19 protein-coding genes and 1 pseudogene are annotated in these 17,819 nt (G+C 70.0%); 5 read left to right on the plus strand and 15 right to left on the minus strand.

Annotated features, from left to right (window positions below; translation table 11 throughout):
- Positions 1 to 11: 11 nt before the first annotated feature.
- The 4 genes from OHN74_RS18865 to OHN74_RS18880 form a co-directional block, all read right to left on the minus strand.
- Positions 12 to 872 carry a GNAT family N-acetyltransferase gene (locus OHN74_RS18865; RefSeq protein ID WP_327695724.1) on the minus strand — a complete coding sequence of 287 codons (861 nt, stop codon included), beginning with the start codon at positions 870 to 872 and terminating at the stop codon, positions 12 to 14.
- 238 nt (positions 873 to 1,110) lie between these two features.
- Positions 1,111 to 1,398 carry a hypothetical protein gene (locus tag OHN74_RS18870; RefSeq protein ID WP_327695725.1) on the minus strand — a complete coding sequence of 96 codons (288 nt, stop codon included), beginning with the start codon at positions 1,396 to 1,398 and terminating at the stop codon, positions 1,111 to 1,113.
- Entirely contained in the window at positions 1,395 to 2,213 is an 819-nt protein-coding gene (locus OHN74_RS18875; protein ID WP_327695726.1) for a phytanoyl-CoA dioxygenase family protein, read from the minus strand. Before OHN74_RS18875 ends, OHN74_RS18870 begins: the two co-directional genes overlap by 4 nt.
- Positions 2,214 to 2,428: 215 nt before the next feature.
- Complete coding sequence (locus OHN74_RS18880) at positions 2,429 to 3,736, minus strand: amidohydrolase family protein (protein WP_327695727.1); 1,308 nt, start codon at positions 3,734 to 3,736, stop codon at positions 2,429 to 2,431.
- Positions 3,737 to 3,944: 208 nt separating this feature from the next.
- On the opposite strand from OHN74_RS18880, the gene OHN74_RS18885 reads away from it, so the two are divergent.
- Positions 3,945 to 4,586 (plus strand): precorrin-8X methylmutase, encoded by a 642-nt coding sequence (locus tag OHN74_RS18885; protein WP_327695728.1) that lies wholly within the window; start codon positions 3,945 to 3,947, stop codon positions 4,584 to 4,586.
- 40 nt (positions 4,587 to 4,626) lie between these two features.
- On the opposite strand, the gene OHN74_RS18890 is transcribed toward OHN74_RS18885, so the two are convergent.
- Together OHN74_RS18890 and OHN74_RS18895 are read right to left on the minus strand one after the other, a co-directional pair.
- Positions 4,627 to 5,745, minus strand: coding sequence for a HoxN/HupN/NixA family nickel/cobalt transporter (locus OHN74_RS18890; protein ID WP_443060408.1), 1,119 nt, complete (start codon positions 5,743 to 5,745; stop codon positions 4,627 to 4,629).
- A gap of 29 nt (positions 5,746 to 5,774) precedes the next feature.
- Entirely contained in the window at positions 5,775 to 6,569 is a 795-nt protein-coding gene (locus OHN74_RS18895; protein WP_327695730.1) for a cobalt-precorrin-6A reductase, read from the minus strand.
- A 35-nt stretch (positions 6,570 to 6,604) separates the two neighbouring features.
- Here OHN74_RS18895 and OHN74_RS18900 point away from each other — a divergent pair, with 35 nt between their 5' ends.
- Both OHN74_RS18900 and OHN74_RS18905 read left to right on the plus strand, forming a co-directional pair.
- Positions 6,605 to 7,762, plus strand: a complete 1,158-nt coding sequence (locus OHN74_RS18900; RefSeq protein WP_327695731.1) for a cobalt-precorrin-5B (C(1))-methyltransferase — start codon at positions 6,605 to 6,607, stop codon at positions 7,760 to 7,762.
- Positions 7,763 to 7,893: 131 nt separating this feature from the next.
- Entirely contained in the window at positions 7,894 to 9,879 is a 1,986-nt protein-coding gene (locus OHN74_RS18905) for a potassium channel family protein (RefSeq protein ID WP_327700179.1), read from the plus strand.
- An 88-nt stretch (positions 9,880 to 9,967) separates the two neighbouring features.
- On the opposite strand, the gene OHN74_RS18910 is transcribed toward OHN74_RS18905, so the two are convergent.
- The 5 genes and pseudogenes from OHN74_RS18910 to OHN74_RS18930 form a co-directional block, all read right to left on the minus strand.
- Entirely contained in the window at positions 9,968 to 10,336 is a 369-nt protein-coding gene (locus tag OHN74_RS18910; protein WP_327695732.1) for a DUF6415 family natural product biosynthesis protein, read from the minus strand.
- Positions 10,333 to 10,557 carry a hypothetical protein gene (locus tag OHN74_RS18915; RefSeq protein WP_327695733.1) on the minus strand — a complete coding sequence of 75 codons (225 nt, stop codon included), beginning with the start codon at positions 10,555 to 10,557 and terminating at the stop codon, positions 10,333 to 10,335. Before OHN74_RS18915 ends, OHN74_RS18910 begins: the two co-directional genes overlap by 4 nt.
- Positions 10,558 to 10,559: 2 nt before the next feature.
- Positions 10,560 to 10,865: a hypothetical protein gene (locus OHN74_RS18920; protein WP_327695734.1), complete on the minus strand. Its 306-nt coding sequence runs from the start codon at positions 10,863 to 10,865 to the stop codon at positions 10,560 to 10,562.
- An 87-nt stretch (positions 10,866 to 10,952) separates the two neighbouring features.
- Entirely contained in the window at positions 10,953 to 11,138 is a 186-nt protein-coding gene (locus tag OHN74_RS18925) for a hypothetical protein (protein ID WP_327695735.1), read from the minus strand.
- A gap of 97 nt (positions 11,139 to 11,235) precedes the next feature.
- Positions 11,236 to 11,766 (minus strand): annotated as a pseudogene (locus OHN74_RS18930) (transcriptional regulator); the annotation flags it as partial.
- A gap of 693 nt (positions 11,767 to 12,459) precedes the next feature.
- Here OHN74_RS18930 and OHN74_RS18935 point away from each other — a divergent pair.
- Entirely contained in the window at positions 12,460 to 12,597 is a 138-nt protein-coding gene (locus OHN74_RS18935) for a hypothetical protein (RefSeq protein ID WP_327695736.1), read from the plus strand.
- Between the two features lie 108 nt (positions 12,598 to 12,705).
- On the opposite strand, the gene OHN74_RS18940 is transcribed toward OHN74_RS18935, so the two are convergent.
- From OHN74_RS18940 to OHN74_RS18950, 3 genes are all read right to left on the minus strand, one after another.
- On the minus strand, positions 12,706 to 13,056 hold the full coding sequence (locus OHN74_RS18940; RefSeq protein WP_327695737.1) for a YybH family protein: 351 nt from the start codon (positions 13,054 to 13,056) through the stop codon (positions 12,706 to 12,708).
- Between the two features lie 352 nt (positions 13,057 to 13,408).
- Positions 13,409 to 13,759 carry a YybH family protein gene (locus tag OHN74_RS18945; RefSeq protein WP_327695738.1) on the minus strand — a complete coding sequence of 117 codons (351 nt, stop codon included), beginning with the start codon at positions 13,757 to 13,759 and terminating at the stop codon, positions 13,409 to 13,411.
- Positions 13,760 to 14,003: 244 nt separating this feature from the next.
- A complete protein-coding gene (locus OHN74_RS18950) occupies positions 14,004 to 14,816 on the minus strand; it encodes an MBL fold metallo-hydrolase (protein ID WP_327695739.1) in 813 nt (270 codons plus the stop codon).
- Positions 14,817 to 14,907: 91 nt separating this feature from the next.
- Here OHN74_RS18950 and OHN74_RS18955 point away from each other — a divergent pair, with 91 nt between their 5' ends.
- Positions 14,908 to 15,282 carry a winged helix-turn-helix transcriptional regulator gene (locus OHN74_RS18955; protein WP_327695740.1) on the plus strand — a complete coding sequence of 125 codons (375 nt, stop codon included), beginning with the start codon at positions 14,908 to 14,910 and terminating at the stop codon, positions 15,280 to 15,282.
- Positions 15,283 to 15,441: 159 nt separating this feature from the next.
- Here the strand turns inward: OHN74_RS18955 and OHN74_RS18960 are convergent, their stop codons facing one another.
- Positions 15,442 to 17,778: a hypothetical protein gene (locus OHN74_RS18960; RefSeq protein WP_327695741.1), complete on the minus strand. Its 2,337-nt coding sequence runs from the start codon at positions 17,776 to 17,778 to the stop codon at positions 15,442 to 15,444.
- Between the last annotated feature and the right edge of the window lie 41 nt (positions 17,779 to 17,819).

Genomic DNA, 17,819 nt, shown 5'->3' on the forward strand with positions numbered 1-17,819 from the left:
ACTCTCTCCGCTCACGCGAAGTCGTACACACCCCAGTCGGCGATCTTGCGGTAGCCGATGCGCCGGTAGAGGGCGTTGCTGGTGGGGTTGGCCGGGTCCGCGTACAGCACGACGTCCGTGGCGCCCGCAGTGAGCGCGGCGCGGCCGACCTCGACCGTCACGGCGCCCGCGTAGCCGTGACCGCGCAGGTGGGCCGGGGTGTAGACGGGGTCGACCCGGACATGGCCGGCGACCATCGGGTTCACGCCCGCCATGGAGACGGGGGTGCCGTCCGGGGTCTCCCAGTAGGTGTAGCGCTTCTCGCCGAAGCGGGTGCCGGCCCAGGTGTCGGCGTTGATGGTGACGTCTTCCTTGAGGTCCTTCGCGAGCTCACGGCACCACTGCATGAGGTGCTCGTGCTCGTCCTCGCCCACGGGTCGGCCCCGGCCCTCCGGGACCGGCTGGGGCGGGGTGAGGGTGCCGAGGCGGTACAGGTTGATCGCGGTGCGGAACGCCGGCGTCGCGCCGGTGCGCCGCTGCCAGGCATCGGCGAAAGCGGTGGCGGTGCCGTGTTCGGCGCTGACCCCTGGGAACCGGTGACCGAGGTCGGCCAGGCGGTCGGCGAGGCCGTCGGCCTGCTCGGGGTCGAGGGGGGTGACGCTCAGGAGGTTTCTCCGGGTGAAGCGGTAGAAGACGGCGCTGACCTCGCCCGATCGCTCCAGCCGACCGAAGAGGGGGGTTTCGCCGGCGTCCGCGACCGCTCCGCCCGTTCTCAGCTTCTCGAAAGTGGTCAGCGCGGTGGTGTGCAGGGCGGGCCGTGACCGCAGGAAATCCCCGGCTCGGGCGAGGAACTCGTCGACGTCTTCGGTGAGGTACCAGTCATCCGGGCGCATGCTTCATGATCCCCGAACTGCTCGACACCGAGAAGCGCTTGCTCACTGTCGACTGCGGTCCACGGAAACGGTTGTACTGAAGCAGGGGTGAATGAGAGTGATCCCAGTCACAACTGGTCGTCATAGGGGAGCACTCGACTCCCACTGAGCATGCAGTCTTGTTACCCTTGGCCAGAGCCCGATCGCTGGTGCATCCCCCGTCGCCAGCGGTCGGGTTCTTTGATGCCCGGATCCTGCCTCAACCGGTCTGTACGAGCTTCTCGAAGAAGAACTCGTGCTTGAGGAACGACGTCTCGTGTTCCGCCCCCGGGTAGGGCGGGATCAGCTGGGCGGCCTGGAAGAGGCGCCAGCCGTCCTCCAGGGCGGCGACGCCCGTGTCGTACGGCGGCTCGTCGCTGTCCCCCGTCGTGGGTCGGGTCGCGCCGGTGCCGTCGTAGCGGGCCCAGCCGACGACCGGGGAGTCGAGGGCCGATGTGGCGAGGTACAGGACGAGGACCTGCTGCCGCACGGTGGTCGAAGTGGTCACGCGCTTCTCCTCTGCGCAGGCCGGTTGGTGATGCGGGTGGCCCAGTACTCGATGTCGAAGTCGGGATCGGCGGACAGGAAGCGCCAGAGCCTGATCCGGTTGTGGATCTCCAGCCTGGCGGTGGCGTGCTCGTACCAGGGGAAGGTGTGTCCCAACTCCTCACGCACAGCCGGGTCGTGCAGGTCCCCCGTGTCCCAGAGCCGTACCTGCGGCACGGTCGGGTTGAACCGGATCTTGTACATGTGGCGGACGATGTCGCTCTCGTTGCGCCGGCCTCCGTGCCAGATGCCGTGGTGCAGCAGGATGACCGTGCCGGCGGGGCAGGTCAGCCGGGTCTGGCCGCGCAGGTTCTGGTAGCGGCCGGTGTCGGACTCGTTGGTCCGGCGCAGATGGCTGCCCGGGACGATGAGCGTGCCGCCCATGTCCGCGGTGACCTCCTGCGGGTAGTACATGAGCTGCACGTCGAAGGCATCGGTCCGCAGATCGATGAGGGCGTCGGCGTGCAGCGGCTGCGCACTGCCCTCACGCGGTTCACGCGTGTGCACGTGGTGATGGTCGACGGTCGGATCCGCACCCACCAGGCTCTCCAACGCGCCCGCGACGGCGGGGAGTTCGACGAGTCGCCGGGCGAAGGATCCCTCGGGGAACGCCTTCGGCACAGGGGTGCCGTACGGCACGGAGGGCAGCCCCTCCGCGAAGACGCCGGGCGCCTCCTTGTTGAGTTCCCCGGGCACGATGCCGTCGAGACGCAGGACACCCTGGGCCACGAACCGCGCCACCTGGACAGTACTCAGCAGTTGTCGTGTGGTTGGCATACGGCAACCGTAGGAAGAGACGACCCTGAAGTCGTGGGCCGTAATCGGCAAGTGCTGGTGGTTTTCCACCATGGCCCAACCCGTGGAGTCGGCTCCTGGCGCCTGTCGGGGGAACCGGCCACCGTCGTCTCGCGGATCGTTCGTGCCGCCGGACGGACGGCACCGGACCGACGGTACAAGCCGATCCGCTCCGCCTGCCCGCCTTGCCCGGTTGCCTACCTGCCCGCCGCAGCGGCAGCCGCCACCGCCGCCCGTGCCCGGGACCTGAACGACTCCAACTTGTCCACCGGCTCCGTCAGTTGGCGACTCCGGGAGCGGATGCTGACGTCGTGGCCCTCGGCCGCCCTGCGCAGTGCGCCGACAGTGGCCCGGTCCTTCGGGATGTGGGAGAAGGGGTCGAAGGAGTACCAGCGCATCGCGTTCTCGTGGGTCATCCTGACGGTGTCCTCGTCCGGGACGGAGTGCTTCTCCAGGACGCCGTGGACCTGTTCCGGCGCGTCCGGCCACATGGAGTCGCTGTGCGGGTAGTCGCCCTCCCAGCAGATGTTGTCGATGCCGATCTCGTGCCGGAGCTTCACACCGAGGTCGTCGCTGATGAAGCAGGTCAGGAAGTGCTCGCGGAACACCTCGGACGGCAGCTTGCCGCCGAAGTCCTGGAGCGTCCACGTCGCGTGCATCTCGAAGGTGCGGTCGACGCGCTCCAGGAAGTACGGGATCCAGCCCGTGCCGCCCTCCGACAGCGCGATCTTCAGGTCCGGGTACTCCTTGACAGGCCTGGACCAGAGCAGGTCGGCCGCCGCCGAGACGAGGTTGATCGGCTGGAGCGTGATCATCACGTCCGGCGGTGAGTCGACCGCCGGGATGGCGAGCCTGCCCGAGGAACCGATGTGCACCGACATGACCGTGTTCGTGTCGGACAGCGCCTGCCACACCGGGTTCCAGTACTCGTCGTGGAAGCTCGGGTAGCCCAGCGCCGCCGGGTTCTCCGGGAAGGTCAGGCTGTGACAGCCCTTCTCCGCGACCCGGCGGATCTCGGCCGCGCACAGCTCCGCCGACCAGATCGCGGGCAGTGCCATGGGGATGAAGCGGCCCGGGTACGCACCGCACCACTCGTCGATGTGCCAGTCGTTGTACGCCCGCACCAGCGCCATCGAGAAGTCGTCGTCCTCCGTGGCGAACAGACGCGCCGCGAAGCCGGGGAAGGAGGGGAAGTTCATCTGGGCCAGAACACCGCCGGCGTTCATGTCCTTGATGCGCTCGTGCACGTCGTAGCAGCCGGGCCTGATCTCGTCCATGCCCTGGGGGTCGAGGCCGTACTCCTCCTTGGGCCGCCCGGCGACCGCGTTCAGCGCGGCGTTGCCGATGGTGCTGTCGCGGAACTGCCACACGTCACTGCCGTCGTCGCGGTGGACCAGCTTCGGAGCGTCGTCCAGATACCGCTTCGGGAGGTGGTTCACGAAGATGTCCGGCGGCTCGATTATGTGGTCGTCCACGCTGATCAGGATCAGGTCGTCCCGTTCCATGACGTTCCTCCGCAGTGGTCCGCAGTGACTGCACAGTGGTTCCGCAGTTTTTCCGCAGTGATTTCGACCTTCTCTGTCAACGTAAATTAGCTTCTCACTTTCAGAGAATCAACCGTCCGGAGGCAATGGCGAGGGGCGCGGGCCGGACCGTTCCGTTCGTTCGTTCGTAGAATCACCGGCGGCCCGCAGCACGGACGTCGACGGACGGATGAGTGAGAGCACAGTGTTCGAGTACGAGAAGGACGGCGCCGCGATCTACCGCCAGTCCTTCGCCACCATCCGCGCCGAGGCCGACCTCGCCGGGCTGCCCGCCGACGTCGCCCAGGTCGCCGTACGGATGATCCACGCCTGCGGGATGGTCGACCTCGCGGGCGACCTCGGCTACACCCCCGGCGTCGTCGCCCGCGCCCGCGAGGCCCTGCGTGCGGGCGCCCCCGTCCTCTGTGACGTCTCGATGGTGGCCAGCGGCATCACCCGCAAGCGGCTCCCCGCCGGCAACGAGGTCCTCTGCACGCTCACCGACCCGGCGGTGCCGGACCTGGCGGCGAAACTCGGGACCACGCGCAGCGCCGCCGCGCTGGAGCTGTGGCGCGACCGGCTGGAGGGTGCCGTGGTGGCCGTGGGCAACGCGCCCACCGCGCTCTTCCGGCTGCTGGAGATGATCGAGGAGGGCGCGCCCCGCCCGGCCGCCGTGATCGGCGTTCCGGTGGGCTTCGTGGGCGCGGTCGAGTCGAAGGAAGCGCTGGCCGGGCACCCGTCCCGGCTGGAGCATCTGGTCGTACGGGGGCGCCGGGGCGGAAGCGCCATCGCGGCGGCGGCCGTCAACGCGATCGCCAGCGAAGTGGAGTGACAGGGACGATAAGGGCTGACAGGGGCGCCAGGAGGGGGGCTTACGCCTCCGCCTCCGCGGGCTCCCGTGGGGCCAGTCCCGACGTCCACCTCTCCTCGATCCGGCCGACCTTCCACACCACCAGGGCGACGGCCCAGGTCCCGAAGAACAGCCCGACGATGACGTAGCCGACGATGTTGAGGTCGAGGCCGGAGACCTGGTCCCAGAACGGGCCGTGGAGATCCGCCTGGTCGGCGATCAGGCCCAGTATCTCGACCGTGCCGATGATGAACGCGACGGCGACCGAAAGGCCGGTGATCGTGAGGTTGTAGTAGACCTTGCGGACCGGCTTGGAGAAGGCCCAGCCGTACGCGAAGTTCATGAACGAGCCGTCGATCGTGTCCAGCAGCGACATCCCGGCCGCGAAGAGGACGGGCAGGCACAGGATCGCGTACCAGGGCAGCCCCGAGGCCGCGCCCGAACCGGCCAGCACCAGGAGCGCGACCTCGGTGGCCGTGTCGAAGCCGAGGCCGAAGAGCAGGCCCAGCGGATACATCTGCCACGACTTGGTGATCGACCTCGTGAAGCGGCCCAGGAGCCGGTTCATGAACCCCCGGCTGTTCAGCTGCTCTTCGAGGGCGTCCTCGTCGAAGTGGCCGGTCCGCATCCGCCGGAAGACCTTCCAGATGCCGGCCAGGATGACGAGGTTGATGCCGGCGATGAGGTAGAGGAACGTCCCGGAGACGGTCGTACCGATGAGGCCGGTGACGGCGTGCAGGTGGGAGTCGTCGTCCTGGACGGGGCCGGCGAGGGCCTTGACGCCCAGTGACAGCAGCAGGGCGAGGGCGAAGACGACGCTGGAGTGGCCGAGCGAGAACCAGAACCCGACGGACAGCGGGCGCTGCCCCTCGCTCATCAGTTTCCGGGTCGTGTTGTCGATGGCGGCGATGTGGTCGGCGTCGAAGGCGTGCCGCATACCGAGCGTGTAGGCGGTCACGCCGATACCGATACCGAAGGCCTTCCCACCCACGCTGTAGTGCTCGGGCGCGACGATCGCCACGAGCGTGAACCAGCCGATGACATGCAGCGCCACGATGAACGCGGCCATGCCGCCGACCCTGATCCACTCCTCACGACTCATCGCTCCAGCCTTCTGCCATCGACAGTTACCTGCAATCAATGTGCAGTAAAGCTCCCGACAGGTTTCGGTCAGGAGTATCGAGACATCAGCCAGTGCAGGGCCTGCTCCGGGCCGTCGGCCACCCGTACGCCCTCCAGCACCGCCGGGCGGCGTACGACGACCACCGGCAGCCCTGCCTCCCTCGCCGCCGTCAGCTTCGGGGCGGTGGCCGGGCCGCCGCTGTCCTTCGTGACGACGACGTCGATGCGGTGGCGGCGCAGCAGCTCGCGTTCGCCGGGTTTGCGGGGTTCGCCGCGTTCGCCGGGCTCGCCGTCGAGGGTGAAGGGGCCGCGGTCGAGCAGCACCTCCATGCGGGCCGGGTGCGGGGGCTCTGGCGCGTCCACGGAACGGACGAGGAACCACAGCTCGTCCAGCGCGGGGACGGCGAAGGCGGCCAGGCCCAGGCGCCCGGTGGTCAGGAACACCCGTCGGCCCAGCGCGGGCAGCAGCGCGGCGGCCTCCTCCAGGGAGCCGACCTCGTGCCAGTCGTCGCCCTCGACCGGCACCCAGCCGGGGCGCCGGAGCGCGAGCAGGGGAACATGGGCTGCGGCGGCGGCCCGTGCCGCGTGGAAACCGATCGTCTCGGCGAAGGGGTGGGTGGCGTCGATGAGAGCGTCCACCTGGTGCGCGCGCAGCCACTCGGCGAGCCCCTCGGCCCCGCCGAAACCACCCACGCGCACCTCGCCGGGCGGCAGTCGGGGCGTGGAGACACGTCCGGCCAGGGAGTTCGTCACCCGGAGCGCGGGCAACCCCGTACCGGCGGCGATGAGCTCCGCGAGGCGGCGGGCCTCGGTGGTTCCGCCCAGGATCAGTACGTGCGGCACGAGAACCGGGTTCCCTTCATGAGCGGCGAGTGGCGATGAGCAGTGGTGCGGCCGAGGCCAAGGGCGGGCGCGGCGCCCAACTCAAGCACACCGGTCTGCGCCCCGGCTGGACCACCGGCGCCTGTGCGACCGCCGCGACGACAGCGGCGTACACCGCCCTGCTGACCGGGGACTTCCCCGACCCGGTGACGATCACGCTGCCCAGGGGGCAGACACCGGCGTTCGCGCTGGCCACCGAGGAGCTGACCGGCTCGTACGCCATGGCGGGCATCGTGAAGGACGCGGGCGACGACCCGGACGTCACCCACGGCGCGCTGGTCCGGGCGACCGTACGTCTGCTGCCCGCCGGGTCGGGCGTCGTCTTCCGGGCCGGTCCGGGCGTCGGCACGGTCACCCGCCCCGGGCTGCCGCTGCCGGTCGGTGAACCGGCGGTCAACCCGGTCCCCCGGCAGCTGATGCGCGACCACATCGGCCGGGTGGCCGCCCTGCACGGGGGCGGAGACGGGAACGGAAGCGGGATCGGGGGCGGGGGCGATGTCGAGATCACCGTCTCCATCGACCACGGCGAGGAGATCGCCCGGTCCACCTGGAACCCGCGGCTCGGCATCCTCGGCGGGCTGTCCGTCCTCGGCACCACCGGGATCGTGGTCCCGTACTCCTGCTCGGCGTGGATCGACTCGATCCGGCGGGGCGTGGACGTGGCCCGGGCCGCCGGACACACCCACGTCGCCGGGTGCACCGGCTCGACCTCGGAGAAGACGGTCGTGGCCGCGTACGGGCTCCCCGAGGAAGCCCTGCTCGACATGGGCGACTTCGCGGGGGCGGTGCTGAAGTACGTACGACGGCATCCCGTCGAACGGCTCACGATCTGCGGCGGGTTCGCGAAACTGTCGAAGCTGGCGGCCGGTCATCTCGACCTGCACTCCGCGCGTTCCCAGGTCGACAAGGGACTCCTGGCGGAACTGGCCCGGCGCGGCGGCGCGAGCGAGACGCTGGCCGCCGAGGTCGCGGACGCCAACACCGGCCTCGCGGCACTCCAGTTGTGCACGGCGGCAGGTGTCCCGCTCGGCGACCTGGTCGCGGTGGCCGCACGCGACGAGGCCCTCGCGGTGCTGCGCGGGGCGCCCGTCGCGGTCGACGTGATCTGTATCGACCGGGCGGGAGACATCGTGGGGCGCAGCGGGGTGGCCTGACGGTCCGTCGGCAACCCCGGTCTGCAACCACTCGTCCCGGTGAGGCAGTCTTTCCCCTCGTGGCGATCCTGGGGAACCTTCCGAGTCAGAGCGGGCCGAACGCGCCGGGTACGGGTGATCCCGCCGCTCACATGATCGTGTGCGGCGACGACGGGCTCGCGCACCGGCTGGCCCACGAACTCCGCAACGTGTACGGAGAGCAGGTCACGCTCGTCGTCCCGCCCTCGGAACGGAACGTACGGCCACCGGTGGTCGTCCGGGCCGCCGGAACCGCGTCGGCGCTGCTCGACCGGATGACCGCCGTCGTCAACCGGGCGGCGGGAAACGGGACCACGGGTGGACCCACGACTGGGACCACGGGTGGAACCACCGGTGCGGGCAGTGGTGCCGGCCGTGATGGTGAACCCGGGCTACGGGAAAGGGTGTTGGAGGCCGTCGAGCTGACCGAGGCGGTGCTCGCCGAGGCGGGTGCGGAGCGGGCCGCCGCCCTGGCCCTCGTGTACGACGACGACGAGACCAACATCCGCGCCGCGCTCACCGCCCGCCGACTCAATCCACGACTACAGCTCGTACTCCGGCTCTACAACCGGCGGTTGGGCCAGCACATCGGGGAACTCCTCGACCAGGCATCGGCGTTGGCGGCGGCGGCCGACAACACCGGTGACGGCGGCGGCTATCCGGACCACCGCTCCGACGCGTCCACCACCGTCCTGTCCGACGCCTACACCGCCGCCCCGGCACTCGCCGCCACCGCGATCACCGGTACCAGCAAGGTCGTTCAGACCGACGGGCTGCTGCTGCGCGCGGTCGAACGGCTGCCTCCGGCGCCGGGCGAGGTCGCCGACCCGGGCCTGTACACACTCGCCCTGCTCTCCGCCACGAGCAGCGACCCGGCCGGCGCTGACGGCTCGGAGGGCAGCGGCGACCAGGGGCCCCAGCTGCTCCCCGACGAGGCGGCGGTCGCGGCGGCGACCGGGCGCGCGACGGTCGTGCTCCAGCAGGTGGCGTACGCGTACTCCGGGGCGTCGATGTCGGGCGGCCGGGGCGTGGTGCCGCCGTTCGCCTCCCTCTTCTCCCGGCGGCTGCGGTGGTCGCTGGCCGGGATGGTCGGCTGTGTGATCGCTCTCGCTGTCGCGCTGACGGTCGCGACGGGCGAGCATCCCGTCCACGCGACGTATCTGACCCTCCTGGACCTCTTCGCCATCAACGATCCGGCGCTCGGCGCCTCGACGACCCGCCAGATCCTCCAACTCCTGTCCGGGCTGGTCGGGTTGCTGCTGCTGCCGGTACTGCTGGCCGCCGTGCTGGAGGCGCTCGGTACGTTCCGCAGCGGGTCCGCGGTACGGCGTCCGCCGCGTGGGCTGAGCGGGCATGTGGTGCTGCTCGGGCTCGGCAAGATCGGAACGCGGGTGCTGACCCGTCTGCGCGAGCTCAACATCCCGGTGGTGTGCGTCGAGGCGGATCCCGACGCGCGCGGGCTCGCCACGGCGCGGCGGCTGCGGGTGCCGGTGGTGCTGGGCGACGTGACCCAGGAGGGTGTCCTGGAGGCCGCGAAGATCAGCCGTGCGCAGGCGCTCCTCGCCCTCACCAGCGCCGACACGACGAACCTGGAAGCGGTGCTGTACGGGCGTTCCGTACGGCCCGACCTGCGCGTCGTCCTGCGCCTGTACGACGACGACTTCGCCACCGCCGTGTACCGCACCCTGCGGGCCGCGCACCCCGGCGCCACCACCCGCAGCCGGAGTGTGTCGCATCTGGCGGCGCCCGCGTTCGCCGGGGCGATGATGGGGCGCCAGACGCAGATCCTGGGCACGATTCCCGTCGAGCGACGGGTGCTGCTGTTCGCGGCGATGCGGGTGGGCGGGCATGCGCAGTTGGAGGGACTGACGGTCGGCGAGGCGTTCCGGGCGGGGGCGTGGCGGGTGCTGGCACTGGACACGGGGGCGGGTGCCGTCGGCGCGGACGGGCGTCCGTCGGGGCTGGTGTGGGATCTGCCGGCGACGTATGTGCTGCGGGCGGAGGACCGGGTGGTACTGGCCGCGACCCGGCGGGGGCTGGCGGAGCTGCTGGGGAGGCGGCGGGGGGGAGCGGGCGGGGGCGTAGTTTCCTCGGCCTGACGGCGCCTGCCGTGCTTCAACTGTGCAGTCGGGATGCTTCGCGACCGTGCACTCGGCGGACGGCGTCGGTCTTCTGCGGATTTGGTCCTCATTGGCCAGCCGCCGGATATGCGCCGCACAGTTTCTCGTAGTGATCGCACAACGCGTTCAGAGAACGGGACAGACGGCGCGCGTACGCGATGTGCGCACTCAGGGCGGGGCCTGGCTTGATACGCACCTTCCTGCACGTCTCGGAGATGGCCATCCGGGCGTCCGCGCGGGTGAGGGTGTCGTCACCGCGCCGTGCTGAGGCAGCCCGCCCCAGTTCGGGGATGATGAGCGCCAGGTGCCCCTTCAGCATGAGCATCAGCGTGTGCAGTTCCTCCACCGAGGGCACTGCGGCGTCAGTCGCAAGCAGTCGGTACGCGCTGGCGCGCATCGTCTCGACGTCGAGGGGCAGGGAGGTGTTCGCCGTCACAACCACTCCCCCCGTGAACGGGCGTTGGCCACCGCGACGGCCGAACTCAGAGCATCGGCGTCGGTGACGGTCCGGAGATTCTCCGGCCGCGCATCCCATTCCCGTCCCCCACCGACCGGCCGGACCTGTACATACGGCCCCTCAAAGCCCATGACCTTGCCGATCCTCCCGGTGTCGGCGTCCTCGACGATGTCGCCGAGGTTCGGCTTGTACGCGGTCATGCTCACCCGGCCTCCTGCGCCGACAAGGCCAGCGCTCGCGCCTGTCCGTTCGGTGGAAAGGCGTAGGAGCGCACCGAAGTGGCCGCGCCCGGCTCAATATCCCGAGCGTGCGCCAGCACCATCCCCTGACGCTGAGCCCTGCGACGTCGGGCGTGAATGAGGATGGCCCCCCACATCTCCGGCGACGGATCGCGCACGATCACGCCTGAGCCGTCTTCCCGGTCTGCATAAGGAATGGGGCTGCTGGATGCAGGCGGCCCGAGCAGGAGTGTTCTCATCCGTTCGAGCAACCGTGGTACAAGGTTCACGTCGACTCCTTCGTAGTCGGCCGCGCCCCGGGGTGTTCACGCACCGCCGGGGTTTGGTGGCGTCTCCCAACGGAGGTCACGCCGTGGTCATGCCGCTCGGCAGCCGCACGTGACGATCTGCCACACGCGGGTGCTGCCACGGACCACTACGTGTCCGGCCGTGCGCAGGGTCTTGTTGACGGCCCCACAGTGGAAGCAGGCCTCGCCGTGCAGTCGAACGAGGCTCACTCGCTCGTCGACGTCCGTCGGCACGAGCGGGAGTGCATTGGCCATCCCCGATTCCCATCTGCTGGTTTCTACGCGTGTGACAGATGGTGGGGTCCGGCAAGAGGCACAAGTACCCCAGTGAGGGGTAGTTGGGTGAGGTCGCTCAGGTGGCAGCGCACCATTCGGCGAAGTTGGTGAGGCTCTCCGAGTCGGAACGCTTCAAACGACGAAGCGTTCCGGCGTCCTCACGGACCCACAGGTGTTCACGCGTGTGCTGCGGGGCGATATGCCGCGCGACCTTCAGCGACTCGAAAGCATCATCCGCGAGCCCGGACCACAACTGGGCCCGGGCAAGCTCGATGTAGAAACCTGATCGCCGTTCAGCTGGGAGGTCCTGGGGCGGCTTCCACTCCCTTGCGACGTCAAGGGCGCGGTGAACGTGGTCGTTTCCCAGGCTGACGGCGACGGAAACCTCGTGGATGCGGACGGAGTCGGGACCGAACGCAGTGCCGCAGTACACGTCCTCCCGCACCTGGTCGGCAAGGGAACGGGCCTCGTCAAGGTGAGCGGCGGCGGCCGAGGCGTTACGTGCCCGGCCCGCAATAACGGCGGCCCGCATGTGCAGTGCGCCGCGTGCTGCGATCTCCGGCGTCGTACGAGCGGCCGGTGCGGAGTCCAGAGCATGTTCCAAGGCGAAGCGCGCAGGTTCGCAGATTCCCGGACTACCCTGCGCACGAACCCGTCCGTTGTTCGGTTCATTCTGCCGAGCCGGGCTACGAGTTCGCGCGGGCGCGGCCGTCAGGGGCGTGAGGAACGGCGGATGGTCGTCACCTCCCGGAGTCCACCCCCTTGCGTCCGTTCGGGGCCGCTCAGCGCGCGGACTGCGGTGAGGCCGCGTACATGTGGCCGTGTGGCACTGACCCCTCCGATCGAACCGATGCTCGCCGAGACATGGCGGGCCCTGCCCCCGGAAGGAGCCCTGCCCGGCGGTTTGATCGCGGAGCAGAAGTTATGGACAGGGTTTGTTGTTGTCCGTTGTCCAGTGCCAACGGCCTGCTGTGATGTCTCTGACGTGGATCCCCAGCTGGAAGTGGCCGATCGGGCGGTGAACGCACACCCACGCCGTATGCGTGGCCGTAGCTATTGTCGTCAGTGTCGTATCAGGCCCGCTCGTTTGACGGTCGCCAGCAGCGGGGTGGTGTCGATGACGGTGACCGTTCCAAGGGGCCGACGGCGTTGGTGAGGAAGGTGTACAGGGCGTCGAGGTTCGCGGCGGCGACGGCGGACCGCGTCCGCACCGCGCTTACCGGCCTGCCTCCGGAACCCGGTCGGCACCGACGAGGCACTGCTGTACCGGTGGTTCGCCGGCACCGCTTTCCTCGGTGCCGTGACAGGCGGTGCCCGTGTGGACGTCGCCGGCACCGACCTGTTCACCGCCGGCAGTGGAGCCTTCACCGCACAACGCCACGTCGAAGACCTGCTCCCCCTCACCGGCCAACCGCGCCCGGACCACACCGGATCATGACCGGGTCAACGCCGGACAGCAAGCGGCGGCCGCATCGTGAAAGTCGATGCGGCCGCCGCTGCCTTGAGAAGGTTCCGTCGCCCGACGGTGATGCCGGGACAACGAGAATCAGACGCCGTAGGGGTTTTCGATGATGTAGACCCAGTCCCCCTCGGCCGTCCTTCTCATCACCTCGACCGACTTTCCTTGCACCGTGCCGCTCTCGCTCGTGATCCGCCAGGGCACCTGGACCATCGCCAGGTCGCCGTTCTGATGGACCGACGCGGCCCCCATCTCAAAGGTTCCGGGCGAGGCGAGGTAGGGCTTCAGCGCCTCCTTGATACCTTCTCTGCCGTAGACCGGCTCCTGTCCCGGTCCCGGCACGAACATCGCGTCTTCGTCGAACAGGGAACCCAGTCCGTCGAGGTCCCGGTCCTTGAGGTACTGGGCGAAGCGCTCGTGCACGACTTCCGGCTTCATATTCTTTCCTTTTCTCTTCGCTTCTTCGTTGCGGACGAGCGGGTCGGCTACCGGCCGATCCATGTGAGCCATTGACCGGTGACGGACGGCGTCAGCCCCAGAAAGCTGCTGGGCGCTGTCGTGCGCGCCAGTGCGGTGACCGCAGCCGCTCCCGCGACTGCGGCGGCATAGGAGGAGCGGGCCGGTGCGCCACCGGTACTGGGTGAGGTGTCAGCGGGTGTGCGGCTCCGGCAAGGTGACGGGCTCGCCCGGGGTGGGCCAGTGCAGCGGGGGCCGCATCGAGAACGTGGATACGGCCGCCGCTGCCGTGAGGAACTTCCCTCGCCCGACGGTGATGCCGGGATGACGAGAATCAGACGCCGTAGGGGTTGTCGATGATGTAGACCCAGTCCCCCTCGCTCGTCCTCCTCATCACCTCGACCGCCTTCCCCTCCACGATGCCGCTCTCGCTCGTGATCCGCCAGGACGGCTGGACCATCGCCAGGTCGCCGTTCTGATGGACCGACGTGGCCACGACCTCCATGGTGCTGGGCGAGGCGAGGTAGGGCTTGAGCGCTTCCTTGATGCTTTCCCTGCCGTAGACCGGCTCCTGTCCCGGTCCCGGCACGAACATCGCGTCTTCGTCGAACAGGGAACCCAGTCCGTCGAGGTCCCGGTCCTTGAGGTACTGGGCGAAGCGCTCGTGCACGACTTCCGGCTTCATATTCTTTCCTTCTCTCTTCGCTTCTTCGTTGCGGACGGGCAGGTCGGCTACCGGCCGATCCATGTGAGCCATTGACCGGTGACGGACGGCGTCAGCCCCAGAAAGCTGCTGGGCGCTGTCGTGCGCGCCGATGATCCTGTCCGGCACGGGGGGCGAGGCCCTCATGCAGCGCGGTAACCGCGGCCGCTCCCGCGTCTGCGGCGGCATGGGAGGCGGCCGGTGTGTCGGCGGCGGCGTGGATGTGTCAGAGGGTGTGGGGGTCGGGCAGGGTGACGGGTTCACCCGGGGTGGGCCAGTGCAGCGGGGCGCCGGCGGCGTCGAAGGTGTGCTGGACGTGGCTGCGGTCTTCGGTGTAGTGGGCCCAGCCCTCGGCGTGCACGGCGACCACGAGGGGGTCGCCGAGCAGGCGGCGGGCCTCGACGGCCTGGACCGCGGTCAGCGACAGCCGTACGTCACCGAATGCCTCGAAGCCGGCCGCGCCCAGGTGTAGCAGCGCCACGTCGATGCGGTACCGGCTGGCCAGGGCGCTCATCGCGTCCAGGTCGACGGTGTCACCGGAGACGTACACGCTCGGTGTGGAGCCGTCGTCGGTGTGCAGGAGGAAGCCGGTGACCGGGCCGGTGAGTTCCTCGGTGCCGAGGGGGCCGTGGCGGGCGGGGACCGCGGTGATGTTCAGCGGCGTGCGTCCCGGCTTCGACAGGGTCCGGGTCTGCCAGGGCTCCAGGCCGACGGCCGCACCCCCGAGATCGGTGGCGCCGGCGACGGTGGTGAACACCTGCGAGGCGCCGGAGGCCACCGCACGCCCGGCGGTGTCGAGGTTGTCCAGATGCCCGGTGTGGCTGACCAGGACCGCGTCGAGAGCGGGCAGTTCCCCGGGCTTCAGTGCCGGGTCGGCGGTCTTGCGCACCGGGACCGGGCCGTCCTGGTACTCGGTGCCGGCGGCGTCGAAGGTCGGGTCTGTCAGCAGCGTCCAGCCGGCCAGGCGGATCAGCGCGGTGGGGCCGCCGAGCACCGTCACGGTGTTCGCGTCACGGGTCACGGCGTCGTCGGTTGCCACGGGTTACTCCTTGACGATCAGGGGTTGGTCCCCTCACTCTGACCGAGTTACTTTCTAGAGGGAAGTACATACCTTCAGGTGAGGTGAGCACGTGCAGGAAAGCACGCGAGGCAACGTCCGTAATCCCGCCTGCCCCGGCAGGCAGCTGTTCGACCTGGTCACCGCCCGGTGGGCCGCCCTGGTCCTGGTCGACCTCATGAACGGCCCGCAACGCTGGTCCGAGCTGCGCCGTCGGGCCGGCGGCGTCAGCGACAAAATGCTCGCGCAGACCCTGCGCGACCTCGAAACCGGCGGACTGATCACCCGCACCGTTCACACCGGCCGCCCACCGTCGGTGCAGTACGCCCTGACCGACCTCGCCCGCGACGCCACCCCCGCACTGCAACACCTGCAGAACTGGGCCGAAGAACACACCCACGACTACGACCACCACCGACGCACCCACACCACCCACCCGACACCCTGAACAAGGCAGGTTCAACGCACACACGTCACCGCGCTTCGATCTGACGCGAGTGCGGGATCGGCGGTGGGAGTGGTGAGCGTCGAATCCGGCAGAGACCAGGTCGAGGACATGGTCGACGTCTTGCACCATGCGTCGGTTGTGCGGGGCTGTATCGCCCGGTCAGCGGATCCGGGGCAGGGCCTTGTCCGGGTGCGCGGCGTGTACGTACTTCACGGCGATGGAGGGGTGGATGCCGAAGAGGCGGACGAGGTGGACCGGGTCGGCGGTCTCCCGGGCCTCATCCAGGATGCGGTCGGCCCATACCTGCCGTGGCAGCAGCCCGATCTGGTCGAACGCGGCCCGCATCGCGCAGTAGCTGACCTGCGGGGAGGCGGGGTGCCGGTAGGTCTGGGAGGTGATCAGCAGATGCGGGTTGGTGGCCTGGGGCCAGCGGCGGCGGCGCTCGCGCAGCCAGTCGGCCACCAGGCCGGTGCTCAGGTCGTCGAGGTAGGCGCAGTGGGTGTGTTCGCCCCGCCGCACTGTCAGGATCCGGCGGGCAAGGTCAGGGTCTGACAGGCCGAGCCGGGCGACTTCCACGGCGCGCACGGCATGGATGGCAACCAGGCCGACGATGAGCCGCGCGGCGGGACCGTCGAGCTGGTCCAGGACGCCGGCCAGGCGGTCGCTGGACAGCGGCCGTGGCAGGTGTACCCCTACACGCCGGTGCAGCCCGGCCGTGGGGTCGCGGAAGATCACCCGCTCCTGTTTCAGGGCCCGGAAGATGCTGCGCAGCACGCCGAGCAGACCCCGTGCCACGTTGCCCTGGTAGCGGGCGAGTTCGCTCTCGATGTGACCGGCGGTGACCTGCCGCAGGTCCAGCCCTGCTGCCGTCCACGAGGTCAGGGCGGGCCAGGCCATGCGCAGGTATCGGCGAATGAGCCTCCAGTCTGCCGGGGGATGCCGGTAGCGGCCCTGGCCGCGCAGGACCCGCACCCAGGCGTTCAGCTGGTCGGCCATCGGCGCGGGAAGCCGAGCGATCCGCGTGTGCAGGGCCTTCTCGTCGTGCCGATCGCGCCGCTCCTGGCTCATGTCCGTCAGGCGTGGCTGCACCTGGCGCTGAACGTCGGCGAGCAGCTGCCGTGGGGTCTCGAAGAGTTCGTCGGCCTCCAGCAGGGCGTGCGCGCGCAGGAAGGAGATCACACGGCAGGTGGCGGCGGTGCCGGCCGCGACGGTCCCCGCCAGGGAGCGGACGTCGCGCTCGGGGATCGGCTCGTGCGCCCCCAGCCGGGCCAGCAGCGTATGCAGGACCAGGGCCGCACCACCGGGCACGTTGCGTTTGTCGGCGAGCCAGGCCCGCGGATAGCCAGCGGTGAAGGTATCGAACAGCTCCTGTGCAGGAGCCGGCAGCGGGGGCAGCGAGAGGACGGGGGCGTGCGGCTCGCGGTGCCAGGTCCGCGGCATCGAGAACAGCGACAGCTGCCCCGCGACGACCGGCACCGGCACTGTCCGGCCGGTCGGGGCGCTCACTTTGCGGGCCCGGGCGCGTGCACGCGAGAGCGGGCCGGAACGAGGGTGCACCACGAAGCCCAGCTCCCCGGCCCGCCGCTTGAGCTGGTGCGCGAGCGGCCCGGCGAAAGCGAGCTGCGTGAAAGACACCGCCACCGTCTGCGGGCCGACCTCGTGCACATACGCCAGGCAGCCGCGGCACAAGTCCTTCCGCGCGTGCAGCGGCAGCCCGTCCCGCCGACACCGCGGGCACCGGTCCACCCGGTAGCGATCCCGGTTCTTGCGCCATTCGTCACAGCCGCGGCACAGGGCCGTCGTCACACCCCAGCACCCACAGTCCGCGCAGGACCGCACAGGCCAGGACACACGCGGCGGGCTGGTGCGCGGCCTCAACAACCCTGCCTGGGCGAGCAGTTCACCGGCGGCAGCCTTCAGCGGCAACCGCACCTGATCGAGCATCTCCTCTGAGACCAGGACCTCCCCCTCGGCATCCCGGATCGCCAGCGCACACCGGATCAGCCGCAACACCATCTGCGGCCACGTCCCCGACAGCCCCGCGCTCGCCGCCCGCTGCCCAGCGAGCTTCTGCAGGACCTCCTCCTCCGGCCACGTGCGACCGCCGATCCGCCGGGCATCGCCGCGCTCGAAGCGCCGCCGGACCGGAAACAACGGCAGCTGCCCGCACAGCACGGCGGGGCAGATCCTCGGGTCGTCGACCAGACCTCGCGCCTCCCGCGGCCCCAGAAAGGGAGCGGCCGAGCCCCGCGGACGCGGCAGGTTCCGTGCACCCTGCTGCCCCAGACCCAGCACGAAGACGTGCAACTGAGTGGGCCCGGGGAAGACGGCGTCGACGCCGGCTCGGATCTCCTCACGCACCGCGATCACGCACGGCCGGCACAGCCCGTCACCATCCACCGCACCGACCCGGCAGCACCGCGGACACCGCGCCGTCTCGCGGTTCTCCAGCCAGCCACGACAGCTCCAGCACAGCCCGTTCACCAGACGGGGCACGCCCCAGTCCAGGCACAACCCGCACTGCCGCACCAACACCA

It is taken from the genome of Streptomyces sp. NBC_00459, from assembly GCF_036013955.1.
In the GTDB taxonomy this organism is placed as follows: Bacteria; Actinomycetota; Actinomycetes; order Streptomycetales; family Streptomycetaceae; genus Streptomyces.

What these genes read in the sequence shown, in the direction of transcription:
- OHN74_RS18865 (WP_327695724.1), bottom strand. Translation starts at nt 872, where the DNA reads ATGCGCCCGGATGACTGGTACCTCACCGAAGACGTCGACGAGTTCCTC.
- OHN74_RS18875 (WP_327695726.1), bottom strand. Translation starts at nt 2,213, where the DNA reads ATGCCAACCACACGACAACTGCTGAGTACTGTCCAGGTGGCGCGGTTC.
- OHN74_RS18880 (WP_327695727.1), bottom strand. Translation starts at nt 3,736, where the DNA reads ATGGAACGGGACGACCTGATCCTGATCAGCGTGGACGACCACATAATC.
- OHN74_RS18885 (WP_327695728.1), top strand. Translation starts at nt 3,945, where the DNA reads ATGAGTGAGAGCACAGTGTTCGAGTACGAGAAGGACGGCGCCGCGATC.
- OHN74_RS18900 (WP_327695731.1), top strand. Translation starts at nt 6,605, where the DNA reads ATGAGCAGTGGTGCGGCCGAGGCCAAGGGCGGGCGCGGCGCCCAACTC.
- OHN74_RS18905 (WP_327700179.1), top strand. Translation starts at nt 7,894, where the DNA reads ATGATCGTGTGCGGCGACGACGGGCTCGCGCACCGGCTGGCCCACGAA.
- OHN74_RS18915 (WP_327695733.1), bottom strand. Translation starts at nt 10,557, where the DNA reads ATGACCGCGTACAAGCCGAACCTCGGCGACATCGTCGAGGACGCCGAC.
- OHN74_RS18925 (WP_327695735.1), bottom strand. Translation starts at nt 11,138, where the DNA reads ATGGCCAATGCACTCCCGCTCGTGCCGACGGACGTCGACGAGCGAGTG.
- OHN74_RS18940 (WP_327695737.1), bottom strand. Translation starts at nt 13,056, where the DNA reads ATGAAGCCGGAAGTCGTGCACGAGCGCTTCGCCCAGTACCTCAAGGAC.
- OHN74_RS18945 (WP_327695738.1), bottom strand. Translation starts at nt 13,759, where the DNA reads ATGAAGCCGGAAGTCGTGCACGAGCGCTTCGCCCAGTACCTCAAGGAC.